Below are 14,843 nucleotides of genomic sequence, written 5' to 3'. Positions count from 1 at the left end.
CCGCACTCCGGTGGAGTGATCGGGGCCTCATGGCTGATGATCGCACTGCCCCTCTTGGGCGCGGCGATCCTGTTGCTCGGCGGCCGCCGTACCGACGCCTGGGGGCACTACCTGGGCGTCCTGATGCCGGTGGGTTCGTTCGTCGTCGCGGTGCTTGCCTTCCTCCAGCTCAATGGTGGTCGTTACAGCATTCACCTGTACGACTTCATTCCCGGCATGGCGGACATGAGCCTGCTGATCGACCCGCTGTCGATCAGCTTCTGCCTGCTTATCACCGGTGTGGGTTCGCTGATCCACATCTACTCGATCGGCTACATGGCGCACGACCCCGACCGGCGCAGGTTCTTCGCCTACCTGAACCTGTTCGTCGCGGCCATGCTGCTCCTGGTGCTGTCGGCCAACTACGTCGGCCTGTTCATCGGCTGGGAGGGCGTCGGTCTCGCCTCCTACCTGCTGATCGGCTTCTGGCAGTTCAAGCCGTCGGCGGCGGTCGCGGCCAAGAAGGCCTTCATCGTCAACCGCGTCGGCGACTTCGGCCTGCTGATCGCGATCTTCACGATGTGGACGACGTTCGGCTCCCTCGCCTTCGGCGACATCTCGGCCAAGGTCGGCGAGGCCTCGCAGGGCACGCTCACCGCCGTCGGCCTGCTGCTCCTGCTCGGCGCCTGCGGTAAGTCCGCCCAGCTGCCGCTGCAGTCCTGGCTCCTGGACGCGATGGAGGGCCCGACCCCGGTCTCGGCCCTCATCCACGCCGCGACCATGGTCACCGCCGGTGTCTACCTGGTGGTCCGCTCCGGATTCATCTTCGAGGCCGCGCCCACCGCGCAGCTGGTCGTCACCATCGTCGGCGTGGCCACGCTGCTGGCCGGTGCCATCATCGGTTGCGCGAAGGACGACATCAAGAAGGGCCTGGCCGGTTCGACGATGTCGCAGATCGGCTACATGATGCTGGGCGCGGGCCTCGGCCCCGCCGGGTACGCGTTCGCGATCGGCCACCTGATCACGCACGGCTTCTTCAAGGCCAACATGTTCCTCGGCGCCGGATCGGTCATGCACGGCATGAACGACGAGGTCGACATGAGGAAGTACGGCGGCCTGTTCTCCGTCATGAAGGTGACCGCGGTGACCTTCATGATCGGCTACCTGGCGATCATCGGTTTCCCGCTGCTGTCCGGCTACTTCACCAAGGACGGCATCATCGAGACCGCGATGGAGCACAACCAGATCCTCGGCTGGCTCGCCGTCATCGGCGCCGGCATCACCGGCTTCTACATGTCGCGGATGGTCTTCATGACCTTCTTCGGCAAGCGTCGCTGGGACTCTGAGGCGCACCCGCACGAGTCGCCCTCCGTCATGACGGTCCCGCTGATCATCCTGTCGATCGGTTCGATCTTCCTCGGCGGCTACCTGATCCTGGACAACCGGCTCATGAAGTTCCTCGCTCCGGCCGTCGGCCTGCCCGAGGAGTTGCCGGTGTTCCACTTCGCCAGCGTTCCCGGCCTGGCGACGCTGGCACTGGTGGCCGTGGGCGCCGCGTTCGCCTGGGTCAGGTACGGCAGGGCCGAGGTCCCCGAGACCGCGCCTCGCGGCTCATTCCTCACCACGTTCGCCAGGCGTGACCTGTACGGCGACGCACTCAACGAGACACTGCTCATGCGTCCAGGACAGTGGCTCACCCGCATCGCGGTGTTCTTCGACAACCGCGGTATCGACGGCCTGGTCAACGGGCTGGCGGCGGCCGTCGGCGGCACGTCGGGACGGCTGCGCCGGCTCCAGACGGGCTTCGCGCGGACGTACGCGCTGTCCATCCTCTTCGGCGCCGCACTCCTGGCCGGCGCTCTGCTCCTTGTAGGGAACCTGTGATGCCCTGGCTTACGATCCTGATGGCGGTGCCCGTGGTGGGCGCCGTCCTGGTGGCCCTCACGCCGAAGGGCAACGGCAAGCTGGCCAAGCAGCTCGCGCTGGGCGTCTCGGTCGTCGTGCTGGCGCTCACCATCGCGATGGCCGTGCAGTTCAGCCCGAAGGGGCCGCGCTTCCAGTTCGTCGAGACCTACGACTGGATCCCGCGCTTCGGCGTCCACTACGGCGTCGGCGTCGACGGCATCGCGCTGGTGCTGATCGCGCTGTCGGCGGTGCTGGTGCCGATCGTGGTGCTGGCCTCCTGGTACGACGCCGACGCTCCGCACGCCAAGTACTCGGTGAAGACGTACTTCGCGCTCCTGCTGGTGCTCGAGGCCATGATGATCGGCGTCTTCGCGGCGACCGACATCTTCCTGTTCTACGTCTTCTTCGAAGCCATGCTGATCCCGATGTACTTCATGATCGGGTCGTACGGCGGAGCGCAGCGGTCCTACGCGGCCGTCAAGTTCCTGCTCTACTCGCTGTTCGGCGGCCTGCTCATGCTGGTCGCGGTCATCGGCCTCTACGTCATCGCGGGGAAGAACACCTTCCTGTTCCCCGAGCTGATCGGCGCCATCCAGGACCCGACCACGCAGAAGTGGCTGTTCGCCGGCTTCTTCTTCGCCTTCGCCGTGAAGGCGCCGCTGTGGCCGTTCCACACCTGGCTGCCCGACGCGGCGGCGCAGGCCCCCGCGGGCGCGGCCGTGCTCCTGGTGGGTGTGCTGGACAAGGTCGGCACGTACGGCATGCTCCGCTTCTGTCTGGAGCTGTTCCCCGACGCGTCGAAGTTCTTCACCCCGCTGGTGATCGTGCTGTCGGTGGTCGGCATCATCTACGGCGCGATCGTGGCCATCGGCCAGACCGACATGAAGCGCCTGATCGCCTACACCTCGATCTCGCACTTCGGCTTCATCGCCCTCGGCGTGTTCGCGATGACGAACGACGCGGGCGCCGGCGCCACGCTCTACATGGTCAACCACGGCTTCTCGACCGGCGCGCTGTTCCTGATCGCCGGGTTCCTCATCGCGCGGCGCGGCTCGCCGTACATCGAGGACTACGGAGGCGTGCAGAAGGTGACGCCGAAGCTGGCCGGGGTGTTCCTCATCGCGGGCCTGTCCGGTCTGTCGCTGCCCGGGCTGTCGTCGTTCGTCAGCGAGTTCATGGTGCTGATCGGCACCTACGAGCGCTACATGGTCCCTGCGATCATCGCGGCGACGGGCGTGATCCTGGCGGCCATCTACATCCTGTGGATGTACCAGCGGGTCGCGGCCGGCCCGACGGCCGAGCCGGTCAAGGAGTTCAAGGACCTCAACGGCCGCGAGCTGTGGGTGGTCGCCCCGCTGATCGCCCTGATCATCGGGCTCGGCTTCTACCCCAAGCCGCTGCTTGACGTGATCAACCCGGCCGTGGACCACACCCTGGTCTCCGTCCAGGTGGAGAAGTTCACCCCGGCGATTGCCGAGAAGGGGGCCGGACAGTGAACACCATCCAAGCGCCGACGATCGAGTACGGCCTGCTGGCGCCGATGCTCGTCATCTTCGGCGCGGCGATCATCGGCGTGCTGGTGGAGGCGTTCGCGCCTCGCTACCTGCGCAAGTCGATCCAAGTGCCGCTGACGCTGCTCAGCATGGCGGGCGCGTTCGTGCTCGTCATCTTCCAGGTGATCAGCGGGGTGCCGTCCTCGGCCGCGGCGATGGGCGCCGTCGCCGTCGACGGTCCCTCCCTGTTCTTCTGGGGCGTCATCCTCGTTTTGGCCTTCGCCAGCACGCTGATGGTCCTCGACGACGACAACTTCGTCGCCTCCGCCGCCGCCGTACCCGGCAGCGCGGCCGAGGAGGAGGCAGAGATCACCGGTGGCGCGCACACCGAGATCTACCCGCTGATCCTGTTCGCGGTCGGCGGCATGCTGCTGTTCGCCTCCGCGAACGACCTGCTGGTGATGTTCGTCGGCCTCGAGGTCATGTCGCTGCCGCTGTACCTGCTGTGCGGGCTGGCCCGCCGTCGCCGCCTGCTGTCGCAGGAGGCGTCGATGAAGTACTTCCTGCTGGGCGCGTTCTCCTCGGCCTTCTTCCTGTACGGCATGGCCTTCATCTACGGCTTCGCCGGCTCGGTCGACCTGGCCAAGATCAGCGCGGCGCTCGGCTCGGTGGGCGGCCTGGACACGATGCTCCTCATCGGTCTCGCGCTGCTCGGCGTCGGCCTGATGTTCAAGATCGGCGCCGCGCCCTTCCAGGCGTGGAAGCCTGACGTCTACCAGGGCGCTCCGACCCCCATCACCGCGCTCATGGCCTCGGGCACGCTCGTCGCGGCCTTCGGCGCGGTTCTGAGGGTCTTCTGGGTGGCATTGGGCAACCTCGACTGGGACTGGCGTCCGGTCATGTGGGGCGTCGCCATCCTCACGATGGTCGTCGGCGCGGTCCTCGCGATCACCCAGACGGACATCAAGCGCATGCTGGCCTACTCCTCGATCGCGCACGCGGGCTTCCTGCTCATCGGCGTGATCGCGACCAGCAGGCAGGCGGAGGGCAACTCCAGCACGCTGTCGGCGATCATGTTCTACCTGCTCGTCTACGGCATCTCCACGGTCGGCGCGTTCGCCGTCGTCACGATGGTGCGCGACGCGGGCGGCGAGGCTAACCACCTGTCTCGCTGGGCCGGCCTCGGCAAGCGGTCGCCCGTGCTGGCGGGCGTCTTCGCCTTCTTCCTGCTGGCCTTCGCCGGCATCCCGCTCACCAGCGGGTTCTTCGGCAAGTACGCGGTCTTCGTCGCCGCCGTGGCCAACGGCGCGACGCCGCTGGTCATCGTCGGTGTGGTCACCTCCGCGATCGCCGCGTTCTTCTACGTTCGCGTGATCGTGCTGATGTTCTTCAGCGAGCCCGCAGCCGACGGTCCCACCATCGCGGTGCCCTCTGCGGCCACCGCGGCTGTTATCACTCTTGCGGCAGCGGTTACGGTAGTGCTGGGGGTTTTCCCGCAGCCTGTCCTGGATCTCGCCGACAAGGCTGCCTCTGCCTTGTTCATCCGCTAAGGGGTATATATGTCTGCGCCACCGGTTGTTGATCTGCCCATCGACGATGAGCGGTTGGCGCAAGACCTGGCCAGCGGTCTCGCGTCCGTCGAGAAGCTGCTGCGCACCTCGGTCGAGAGCGAGGACGCCTTCGTCACGGAGGCGTCCAAGCATCTCATCGAGGCGGGCGGCAAGCGCTTCCGCACGATGATGGTGCTGCTGGCCGCGCAGTTCGGCGATCCCTCCGCGCCGGGCGTCGTGCCCGCCGCGGTGGTGATCGAACTCACCCACCTCGCCACGCTCTACCACGACGACGTCATGGACGAGGCCCCCGTACGCAGGGGATCCCCCTCGGCCAACGCCCGGTGGGACAACACCGTGGCGATCCTCACCGGCGACTACCTGTTCGCCCAGGCGTCGGAGATCCTCGCCGACCTCGGCGCCGAGGCCATCAAGATCCAGGCGCAGACGTTCTCCCGCCTGGTGCGCGGGCAGATCCGCGAGACGATCGGCCCCTCCGCGGGCGTCGACCCGATCCACCACTACATCAGGGTGCTCGCCGACAAGACCGGCTCCCTCATCGCCACGTCCGGACGCTTCGGCGGCCTGCTGGCCGGCGCGCCCGCCGACGTCGTCGAACGACTGTCCAGCGCGTGCGAGGCCATCGGGGTGGCGTGGCAGCTCGGCGACGACCTCCTGGACGTGGCGTCGGAGTCCGCCGAGTCGGGCAAGACGCCCGGCACCGACCTGCGCGAGGGGATCAGGACACTGCCCGTCCTCTACGCGCTGGAGTCGTCGCCGTCCGCGCGGCTTCGGGAGCTGCTGGCAGGGCCGGTGGCCGAGGAGGACGTGGCTGAGACGCTGGAACTGCTGCGGGCCGACCAGGGGATGGCGCGGGCCCGGCAGGAACTGGACGCCTGGGTGAACAGGGCTCGGGCCGACCTGGGCGCGCTGCCTGACATTCCGGCGCGGGCGGCGTTCCTGGCCTTGTGCGACTACGTGGTGGAGCGCTCGGGCTGACGCCCGCGCACGCGGCTCGCCGTGGTGACCCGCCCGCTTGGCCGGTGTCGCCGCCCGGGAGTCCTGACGCCCTCGTCGGTGGGGCCTTCCGGGGACCGTCGCCATCCCGTCCCATGATGGACCTCCGACGTCCTCGTCGGTGACCTCCGGGCCTTCACGGTCGGTCGGCGGGCGTTGCGGGACCCCGGGGTCCTGGTCGGTGGTGCCCTCGACGGGCCTTCACGGTCAGTGGCGCCTCCCGCCAGGCAGCCGCCATCACCCTGCGGAACCTCACACGTTCTCGGCGGCGGTTTCGCCTCGAGAGATCTTCGCCGCCGCCCTGTGTCGCGAGTTGGGGCGTGATGGATCGTGGGGGCGCCGTGGCGGCGGGGACCGGAGTCCTGCTGGGCGGCGCGCCTTCGCCGGACGGTCAGCGGTGACCGGCGGAGGCGCCAGGGTGGCTTGCCGTACCGGATGAGACGGGTTGCGGTTCGGCGCGGCGGGCCCGGTGCGCCGCCCGCAGGCTGTCGTAGGTGAACACCGCCAGCGCCAGCCACACGATCGCGAACCCCGCCCACCGGCTGGGCGGCATCGTCTCCTTCGCGATCAGCACGCCCACCAGGAACTGCAGGATCGGGGCGATGTACTGCAGCAGCCCGATCGTGGTCAGCGGCACCCTGATCGCGCTGGCCGTGAAGAACAGCAGCGGCACCGCCGTCACCACGCCGCCGCCCGCCAGCAGCAGCGCGTGCCACGGCCCGTGGTGGCCGAACGTCGAGCCGCCGGACTGCTCCAAATACACGAGGTAGACCAGCGCGGGCGCCAGCAGCACCAGCGTCTCGATCGTGAGGCTCTCCGCCGCCCCGACGTTCGCCTTCTTCTTCACCAGGCCGTAGATGCCGAAGCTCATCGCCAGCGTGAGCGCGATCCACGGCAGGCGGCCGTAGTCGATGGTCAGCACCAGTACGGCCAGCGTGCCGAACCCGACCGCCACCCACTGCAGCGTCCGCAGGCGCTCCTTCAGCAGGATCACCCCGAACAGGACGCTCACCAGCGGGTTGATGAAGTAGCCGAGCGCCGACTCCACCACGTGGCCTGAGTTGACGCCGTAGATGTAGGTGCCCCAGTTGACGGTGATGAGCAGCGCCGCCAGCGCCAGCAGCCCGAACTGCTTGGGCTGAAGCTGCCTGAACCACGACCAGTGCCTGCGTACGGCGAGGATCGCCACCACGGCCACCAGCGACCACGCCATGCGGTGCGCGAGAATCTCGATCGCCCCTGAGGGCTTGAGCAGTGGCCAGTAGAGCGGGAAGAGTCCCCAGAGCGCGTAGGCGGCGACACCATAGAGGACTCCACGACGTTGGTCAGGCATGTAACCAATTTTCGCCCCTTACTTCATTAAATACAAATGCGTATTGCTATCTGGGATGATGTAGGGGTTCTTAAGTGTTGTGGGACGTAGGGTTGATGAAGGAGGAGGTGGATCATGGGCTGGCTGTTCGGCTCGCACAAGACATCGATGGTGAACCCCTCGGACGCCCTACCTGGGCGTTCGACGCCGATGCCGGTACCCGCGCGCCACGCGGTGCTCGACGCACCGCTCGTCGGAGCCGAGGGCGAGATCGCGGACTTCGGGCTCGGGTGCTTCTGGGGCGCCGAGCGGAAGTTCTGGCAGACTCCGGGCGTGGTGTCCACCGCGGTGGGCTACCAGGGCGGCTACACCCCGAACCCCACGTACGAGGAAGTGTGTTCCGGGCTCACAGGACACGCCGAGGTCGTGAGGGTGGTGTTCGACCCCTCCAAGGTGTCGTACACGGAACTGCTCAAGGTGTTCTGGGAGGCGCACGACCCGACCCAGGGCTTGCGCCAGGGCAACGACGTGGGCTCGCAGTACCGCTCGGCGGTGTACTTCCACTCGCCCGAGCAGGAGAAGGCGGCACTGGCGTCCCGTGACGCTTACCAGCAGGTGCTGGCTTCGGCGGGGTACGGCGAGATCACCACGGAGATCGCTCAGGCAGGCGAGTTCCACTACGCCGAGGACTACCACCAGCAGTACCTTCACCGCAACAAAGACGGCTACTGCGGGATAGGAGGGACCGGGGTCGCCTGCCCGGTAGGCGTCGCGCCTGCTGGTGAGTGAACAAGGCGGTCTTCGACGAGGTCTCGGTGCTGTGGGCGCAGCACGTCGGCCAGCCGTACCCGAGCATGGCAGAGGTCTTCCCGGACTTCGTGCTGGCCGACTCCTATATGGCAGGCATCGTGACCTCGTACGTTGGTTCCCAGCGGGGTGCGATCGATGCTGAGCAGCGGCGCATCCTGAGCTCGTGCGCCCGTGATCTGCGCTGGGTGTCGAAGCGCGTTCGTGGCTGCGAGGCCCGCGCCTATGTGGCCCGGTCCGTCAGGATCACGGACCAGATCCTCGGCCGGGTTACGCTGGCTGACCGTCACGGACAGTAACATCGGCGACGATTTTCTCTACTGGGTCAGGGCCGCCCGCCTGCGGCGGTCGGCGCGCGTCAGGGCGGTCACTGGCCGCGCTGCGGCTCTCCGGCCGGTCGCGGCCAGCGCCGCCCACGCGCATCACCACCGCCACGAAGGACCGAGACGGCGAAACTCAACGACGAAAGGGACATCAACGCGCGTATCGCATTCGCAGCTCATCCATTGCGAGGTCCCAGAAGGACCTGTAACGCTCAGCGCCGGGTTTCCATGGCGCGAGATACCAGGCTTCCCACTCACCTTCAGCGGTGCGGACGTGGGGATTGAGGAGAGCCACTCCATCATCCCAATACCCGGCCAGAAGGGTGTCGGGCACATACTCCCCTCTGTAATGAATGGAGTCCTGCTCCAGTCCGTAGACGAAGTAGAGCTCGTCGGGCACGCTCCATGAGTTCTCCTGCTTGGGTTCTGACCAGCTCTCGGCGATCGAGGGATCGACATCACGGAGCCAGCCGACTTCTTCGACACGCAGCAGGCAGCAGTCATCGTCGCTGCCCCACCCGTTGGCGAACAGGAGAAACTGCCGGTAACTCGGCGGCAGCTCCACGCCCAGCCGCTCTTCAAGCTCGCGGATCTCTGCTTCGGTAGCCGGGGGATACAGATCGCCGAGTGGACTGACCGCCGGGTGATCAGAACCCTCGGTCACCGGATGGCTTGCAGGGAAGCGTTCAGACCATGCGTACTGGGCACTCATCGCGAGAAGATATCCCGTTTCGAGTGGCTGCTGCACGTGCAGCACAAGCTTGGGCCGTCCCTCCCGATAACCAGGTGTGGGACATGCGCGAGATGATCAAGGTACGGCATCTATCGATGCTTGGCATCCCGCAGGTCACCCAGCACACCGGACCACAGGAGCGTCGCTCTCCTAACGCGGGTGTCCTCCGTGAGAGTCCTGCTGAGGCCATGACGATCGCCACTTCGGTGCTGTCCGTGCGGGCTGGGGCGATCGCTGCCGCGACCCTCCTTCGTCGGGTCTTGCCAACGGGCAGGGTGGTGCTGTTGACGACAACATCGGCTTCCATGAGCATACGGCGGCAGCCGTGCACGACCGTCTGACCTCATGTTGGGCAAGACGATCAGGGTGATTGCTCCGCCCGAAAAGCGGAAGGTCAGCTGGTGATTGCCGCCAGGTGAATGCACTTCTCGCAGGTGTGAGCCAGGTTGGGCGCGAACGGGACCTGCCAGTTGCTGATCATCAATGGACGTACCGGTTCGGGGCATAGTCCTCTTGCCTGTTTCGGTCGCACCGCATGTCTGAGCCTTTGGTTTCCCGCCACACATACGCCCGTGCCGTAGCTCGTGGTGGGTTCGGCTGGTGTAGGCATCACGGGTTCTACGAGGAGGTCAGCCCAGTCCAGGGGCCAGCGGCGGACACCGCCGGGTAATTCGGACGCTTGGCCGTCGAGTTCGACCTGCGCGACCTTGCCGTACTGCAAGATGGCTACGACCGTGCCGCATCGTCCGAGTAGCCAACTGGCGTATGCCCTGGTGCGGGCGTGGCTGCGGAGCAGATCCACGATCTTGACTCGGTCGCCTACTCCTGGTTGATCCGGGTTCACCGCGAGCCTTCGGCCGCCCTCGTTGATCCGTGCGTGGCTGCGGTGACAGTCTCCGTTTGCAGTTGGGCGTAGCGGCGGGCAATCCGAGCGGCGGCCCGGTCGGCTTCCATTGTGGGTGCCAGGCGTAGACAGCCCTGCTGCGCCGAGCGTCCCAGCCACTGCGCCACCAGAAGCGGTCGCCGTCGCACCAGACCACCAGGCCGACCCACACCGACACCAAGGCCAGTTCGTGGCCGTCGTGAACGTCGGCCGCGATGTCATGGGGTATCAGGAGGCGTTCGGCGGCATCAACCGCGTACGTTGATGGCTGCGAAGTGCCTTCGTTTGTCCTGAACGGTCCTCGCGCCTGGGGGCTTGTGGCGTCCATGAATCGAAGCGTGCATGCCCCTGAAGGTCACAAGTTTCACGACCTTGTGATACTCCGGGCCCGGCCCAGGCCCATGCGTATGGCTACACCGCGCAGGTTCTCGGGGATGCGCCGTTGGACGGTGAGGAGGCGGCCCACTGTCTCGCGGGCCATCGGGTGGTAGCGGGGTTCGCTGGGGTGCGATCGTCTCGGCGGTCAGGACGCAGCTCAGGGCCTTGTCGCGCTTGCCTGCCCACAGCCAAGCGCGGGACAGGTCGATGTAGTGATGGCTGGCTCGTTCGGCGGGGACGCTCGCGGCCAGAGTGAGTGAGGAGCCACGGCGGATGGCTTCGTCGGCGTCGCCCAGCTCCACGGCAACCGCGACGTCGTGAATGGCGACGTTGCTGGGGCCGAAGAAGAATCTGATCTCGTTGACCATACTTCGTTACGCGTAGTATGGTCCTCGGCATGCCAAAAAGATCATTGCTGGTCTTGGCCGCCCTCGTAGTGCTGACCGGATGCGGCACCGGAACCACCGCGCAGCAGTCGGCCTCGCCAACCCCCAAGCGGGACAGCAGGCACAAGATCCAGGCGCTCAAAGCGAACTGCATGAAAGGGAAAGGCTTCCGATATGTCGCGTTCGTGCCTGTCGCGACGGAGCTGAACAGGGAGCAGGACAATGCCGCAGCCGGCGACTACGCGGCCATGAGGGCTGATCGCTCGAAGTACGGCTTCAACGTCTCCTACATGTTGGTCAACCGCCGGGAGACGCGGGGTCGCGAGTCCGGCGAACCGCCCGCGAACCCCAACGATGCGTTCAAGCAGGACCTGTCGCTCACCCAGCAGAAGGCCTATGACAACGCGTCGGAAGCCTGTGAGGCCCTGGCGATCAACCAGGTCACCGGCAAGAACGTGAAGTCACAAAGAGACTGGCTCGACCAGGCCAGCGACCTCATAGATCAGCGCACCAAGCGCGTGCTCGACGGCGACTCGAATCTCGCCGGGCTTGCCTCGGCCATGGCCGACTGCATGACGGGTAAGGGGTACCAAGTGTCCTCCACCAACCCGACGGCCATGGTGGCATGGGGGCAGAAGAAGTTCGCGAAGGAGATGCACGAGATCGCGCGCCGGGAGGGCGGTGATGACGTCCCAGCCTTCGACCCTGTCAAGGGGCCGTGGTACATGCCGACCGACCTCTCGGCCTCCGAGGCGCGGCGCTACCTGGACCGGGAGATCAAGGTAGCCCTTGACGACCTCGAGTGCGGCAAAGCCTTTTATGCCGCCTACCTGCCCAGCGAAGAGCAGATCGTCCTTCAGGTCCAAGCGGAGTTCGGGCAGGGCTCCGAGTAGTTCCGGCTGAACGGTAGCCGACGGGACGTCTTCGATCCTCAACGCTGAGCCATGGGGGAGCTCCCGATCGCGCCTGGCGAAGGTCTACCACCAGCAGTATCTCTTAAAGAACCCCGGAGGGTATTGCGGGATCGGCGGGACTGGAGTCTCTTGCCCGGTCGGGCTCACGTCTGGCGATGCCTGATCAGTACCTGATCCACGCTGGATGAAGCAGGAAGAGAGCGCGAGAACCTTGCTTGAGACGGGGCCGGCGCTGTTGTCAGGTGTTGGGAGCGGCAGTGAGCTCTTGGATATCCAGGCGTCCAACATGCGAGAACCCTTCCGAGCTGTTGGGGTCTGACGCGGCTCGGAGCTGGCGGGAGTGGGCCTGGGCGGCTCTCCGTTCGGCGGGGAGCCGCTTCGCACACCGGGCCGGACGATCTCCGAGATGTCAGGCGTGCATGTTGGGCAGCGCTGTAGATTCCAGGCGGTCAGAACCTGGAGACGTTCACGATCGCGGAGGCTTTGCAGCTCCGGCTATTTGGAGTGTTTTCGCGGTAGACGTCATAGCTCCACTCGTCCTCGAGATAGGGGGTGTGGCTGAAGGTGTACGTGCCGTCCGCGTTCGTTGTGACGTCCGGCAGCATCGTAGTCGTGCCGTCCCGCCGGCGGAGGGCAACTGTGAGCTGCTGAACACCGGGAGCGGAGCTGTCATGCTCCGTGAGCTGACCAGTGAACGTTATGGTCTTGCGCGGCTGCGACTTCTCCGGACCAGTCACGACGAGCTTGCATGATGGGAGTCTGGCGCCATGTAGCCGCAACAGGTGAAGGCTGCGATCAATGGTCTTCTCGACCACGGCGAACAGGTCGGAATCGGAGAAGGCTAGACCATGAGTCCATAGGAGGGACTCGCCGAACATCTGAGCCTTCGCCCCCGTGTTCACGTCAAACAGCACTAACGGCTCGTCGTCCACGTTATCGGTGTCTCGAGAGACGGCTAGTTGGGCTCCGTCCGGGCTGACGGTAATGCTCCTGTAGCCCAGGACGCCCTCTTCTTTGCCGTAGGAACGGGTCCGGGTGAGGGTAGTCAGGTCCCAGGCTTCGAAGTCGTTCGCAGATCCGGGTGTCGTGTAAGCAGTCGAGCCGTCCGGGGCCAGGGCGATGTCCCCCCAGCCGTTCCAAAGGCCATGGTCATAGGCGTCTATAGTGCCGCGAAGCGTGACGGTGCCGCCCTGCATGTCGTACACCCACAGGTCCTTGTCCTCAGTGAGCACCAGTGTGTTCCCTGCGGCGACGATCTGTGGCGCATTGACGGGGTTGATGGACACGGGGGCAGGCTGTGGCGTGGAGAGAGACATATCGAGGCTGAGTGCGCCGCCGGAACTTGTGGCTGGGCAACCGTGGGAGACCCACAGCCAATGTCCAGACAGCGCGAGCCGGTCCGGGCAGGGGTAGGCGGTCAGATTGATGCGCCGGGTGATGGCTAGGTCGGTGGTGTTGATTTCGGCCACTTCGTTCGACCCTCGGAGGGCTGCGTACAAGCGAGTGCCGTCAGGTGAGGTGACCAGGTCGCGTGTTTCGGACACGCCGGTGATGACCCCAGTAAGGGTGCCTTCGGTGTCTGCGACGATGATCCGGTCGTCCACGGCGACGAAGACCTTGCCGCCACCGACGGCCACATCGCTGCTGCCTGTGAGGTCGCCCAGGTAGGTGAGCGAGTCGGCGGCCGTGGCGGTTGTCGCTTGCGAGACGGCCAAGCTGGTTACCAGCGCGAGAGTGACGCATACGACCGTCAGCTTGCGGGTAAATCGTCCGTTAAATCGTCGGCTTAATGTGCCGCTCGGTAACTGTCTTGGCGAGGACACGGGCGCTCCCCGCGATTATAGAACTTGTGTTCGCATAGTAGTGGAGCCCGCTTCCAAGATCTAGTAAGCGAGGGCCACAGCGTCTCGTCCTTTGCGCGGCAACCGGAACCACCAGGCAGCGTGCTACCAGTTCGACGATGCAGGACCTGGCGACGAGGACGGGTTTGCCCCACATAGATACACGCTCGTAGGGGCGGGCGTTTCCTGCCCGGTCGGCCTGACTTCTGGCGAGGCGTAGACCTGCGGAGATAGTTAGATCCTGGCCTCGGATCGCCCGGCACGTCCGGTGTCGATCAGGAGACAGAGGCGTTTCGGCGACAGCAGCCGGAAGACGGCCTATGGCGGTGGTACCAGCAGCGAGAAACAGGAATGGAGTGCGGCGAGAAGGTGGATGGCGCGCTCTGCGTGGACACCTGCTGTCGGGCCGGGTCTATCCGACGGGTCATCGGTAGTCGTGGGATCTCTTTGCCTGGATTCGTGTGTGTGCCTTGCGGTGATTCGCCGAGCGCTGCGGTCTTGCTGCGAGGGGACGACGGGCTCTTGGGTGTGCGTCCGGTTGCGTCCGTAGAAGTCCGGCTGTGATCGGCGATTTGATGAGGTGAGTAAGAAGACTGTCGCCCCTTGAACAAGGGAGACAGTCTTCTTGGGGATGCGGAGGACGTTTTGGACGTCCTGGGCTCAGAGTGTCTTAGAACCCGCTAGCAAACGCCGGGAACCTTACACACCCTGGCGGCCATCTTCCTGGCGTCCTTGGTCAGTCGGCCGGGGTCGTAGGCTCCCTCGTCGGTCGTGTAGATCATCAGTGCACTGCCTCGGCGCGCGGCGATACCGGTGATCGTCTGGTTCACGCTGCCGTCCTGCCAGGTCTGATAACCCATGCCTATGGCCTCGTCTCCCGCCTTGGCCTTACTCGTCCGCCACTGGATCTTGAGTTCGGGCGCCGACGGGTCGCCCTTGCGCGCGCACCGCTTGACCTCGGTGCGCAGACGGGTAAGCGCGGAATGGGCGGCACGGGGGCTCTTGTAGATGACGAGCTGTTCGGAGGAGGCGCTAGGTGCGCTGGTCCAGTGCGTAATCGTGCGGGCTGCCACCCGGTCGCGGTCGACGGCGTGCTGGTGCCCGCACGGGTTCAGCTCCAACGGCTCGGTGAGCTTGTCGCTGATCTTGTAGCCCTGTTCCTCTGCCTCGTCGGGGCCCAGGTGCCTGCGCGCGTCGCGTTCGGTGAGCAGGAAGTTCTTCGGCATCTCGGTCACCGTCGCCGGGGACAGGGCCAGCAGCAAGGAGAGTGTCACGCTGATCATGAAGAGTTTGATGCCGGAGGGAACGGCTTGGTTCGCAGT

General features: G+C 65.8%; 11 protein-coding genes and 1 pseudogene. 8 read left to right on the top strand and 4 right to left on the bottom strand.

Annotated features, from left to right (window positions below; all coding sequences use genetic code 11):
* Nucleotides 1-36 precede the first annotated feature (36 nt).
* Genes nuoL through AB0B45_RS11700 form a run of 4 tightly spaced genes read left to right on the top strand, consistent with a single transcriptional unit; the run spans nucleotide 37 to nucleotide 5,926 of the window.
* The gene (gene nuoL, locus AB0B45_RS11715) at nucleotides 37-1,863 is read left to right on the top strand and encodes an NADH-quinone oxidoreductase subunit L (RefSeq protein WP_358129420.1); all 1,827 of its coding nucleotides are present in this window, start codon (nucleotides 37-39) and stop codon (nucleotides 1,861-1,863) included.
* On the top strand, nucleotides 1,863-3,380 hold the full coding sequence (locus tag AB0B45_RS11710) for an NADH-quinone oxidoreductase subunit M (RefSeq protein WP_358128653.1): 1,518 nt from the start codon (nucleotides 1,863-1,865) through the stop codon (nucleotides 3,378-3,380). The genes nuoL and AB0B45_RS11710 overlap by 1 nt, the downstream gene beginning before the upstream one ends.
* Before the next feature lie 44 nt (nucleotides 3,381-3,424).
* Nucleotides 3,425-4,927: an NADH-quinone oxidoreductase subunit NuoN gene (gene nuoN / locus AB0B45_RS11705; protein ID WP_358129417.1), complete on the top strand. Its 1,503-nt coding sequence runs from the start codon at nucleotides 3,425-3,427 to the stop codon at nucleotides 4,925-4,927.
* A 9-nt stretch (nucleotides 4,928-4,936) separates the two neighbouring features.
* The gene (locus tag AB0B45_RS11700; protein WP_358128651.1) at nucleotides 4,937-5,926 is read left to right on the top strand and encodes a polyprenyl synthetase family protein; all 990 of its coding nucleotides are present in this window, start codon (nucleotides 4,937-4,939) and stop codon (nucleotides 5,924-5,926) included.
* 409 nt (nucleotides 5,927-6,335) lie between these two features.
* On the opposite strand, the gene rarD is transcribed toward AB0B45_RS11700, so the two are convergent.
* Nucleotides 6,336-7,277, bottom strand: coding sequence for an EamA family transporter RarD (gene rarD, locus AB0B45_RS11695; protein ID WP_358128649.1), 942 nt, complete (start codon nucleotides 7,275-7,277; stop codon nucleotides 6,336-6,338).
* 114 nt (nucleotides 7,278-7,391) lie between these two features.
* Between rarD and msrA the strand changes: the two genes are divergently transcribed.
* Together msrA and AB0B45_RS11685 are read left to right on the top strand one after the other, a co-directional pair.
* On the top strand, nucleotides 7,392-8,045 hold the full coding sequence (msrA, locus tag AB0B45_RS11690; RefSeq protein ID WP_358128647.1) for a peptide-methionine (S)-S-oxide reductase MsrA: 654 nt from the start codon (nucleotides 7,392-7,394) through the stop codon (nucleotides 8,043-8,045).
* Nucleotides 8,042-8,362: a hypothetical protein gene (locus AB0B45_RS11685; RefSeq protein WP_358128644.1), complete on the top strand. Its 321-nt coding sequence runs from the start codon at nucleotides 8,042-8,044 to the stop codon at nucleotides 8,360-8,362. The genes msrA and AB0B45_RS11685 overlap by 4 nt, the downstream gene beginning before the upstream one ends.
* A gap of 175 nt (nucleotides 8,363-8,537) precedes the next feature.
* Here AB0B45_RS11685 and AB0B45_RS11680 read toward each other — a convergent pair whose 3' ends face one another.
* Nucleotides 8,538-9,143 carry an SMI1/KNR4 family protein gene (locus tag AB0B45_RS11680; RefSeq protein WP_358128640.1) on the bottom strand — a complete coding sequence of 202 codons (606 nt, stop codon included), beginning with the start codon at nucleotides 9,141-9,143 and terminating at the stop codon, nucleotides 8,538-8,540.
* A gap of 1,658 nt (nucleotides 9,144-10,801) precedes the next feature.
* Here AB0B45_RS11680 and AB0B45_RS11675 point away from each other — a divergent pair.
* Both AB0B45_RS11675 and AB0B45_RS11670 read left to right on the top strand, forming a co-directional pair.
* The gene (locus AB0B45_RS11675) at nucleotides 10,802-11,659 is read left to right on the top strand and encodes a hypothetical protein (protein ID WP_358128638.1); all 858 of its coding nucleotides are present in this window, start codon (nucleotides 10,802-10,804) and stop codon (nucleotides 11,657-11,659) included.
* Between the two features lie 76 nt (nucleotides 11,660-11,735).
* Nucleotides 11,736-11,843, top strand: a pseudogene (locus AB0B45_RS11670) (peptide-methionine (S)-S-oxide reductase); the annotation flags it as partial.
* A gap of 286 nt (nucleotides 11,844-12,129) precedes the next feature.
* Here AB0B45_RS11670 and AB0B45_RS11665 read toward each other — a convergent pair.
* A complete protein-coding gene (locus tag AB0B45_RS11665) occupies nucleotides 12,130-13,503 on the bottom strand; it encodes a hypothetical protein (RefSeq protein ID WP_358128635.1) in 1,374 nt (457 codons plus the stop codon).
* Between the two features lie 698 nt (nucleotides 13,504-14,201).
* The gene (locus AB0B45_RS11660) at nucleotides 14,202-14,804 is read right to left on the bottom strand and encodes a hypothetical protein (protein ID WP_358128633.1); all 603 of its coding nucleotides are present in this window, start codon (nucleotides 14,802-14,804) and stop codon (nucleotides 14,202-14,204) included.
* Nucleotides 14,805-14,843 lie beyond the last annotated feature (39 nt).

The sequence above is a fragment of the Nonomuraea sp. NPDC049152 genome, from assembly GCF_040648355.1.
Taxonomy (GTDB): Bacteria; Actinomycetota; Actinomycetes; order Streptosporangiales; family Streptosporangiaceae; genus Nonomuraea.
The sequence above is the reverse complement of the archived record's forward strand: the minus strand, read 5'-3'. Positions and strand labels throughout refer to the sequence as shown.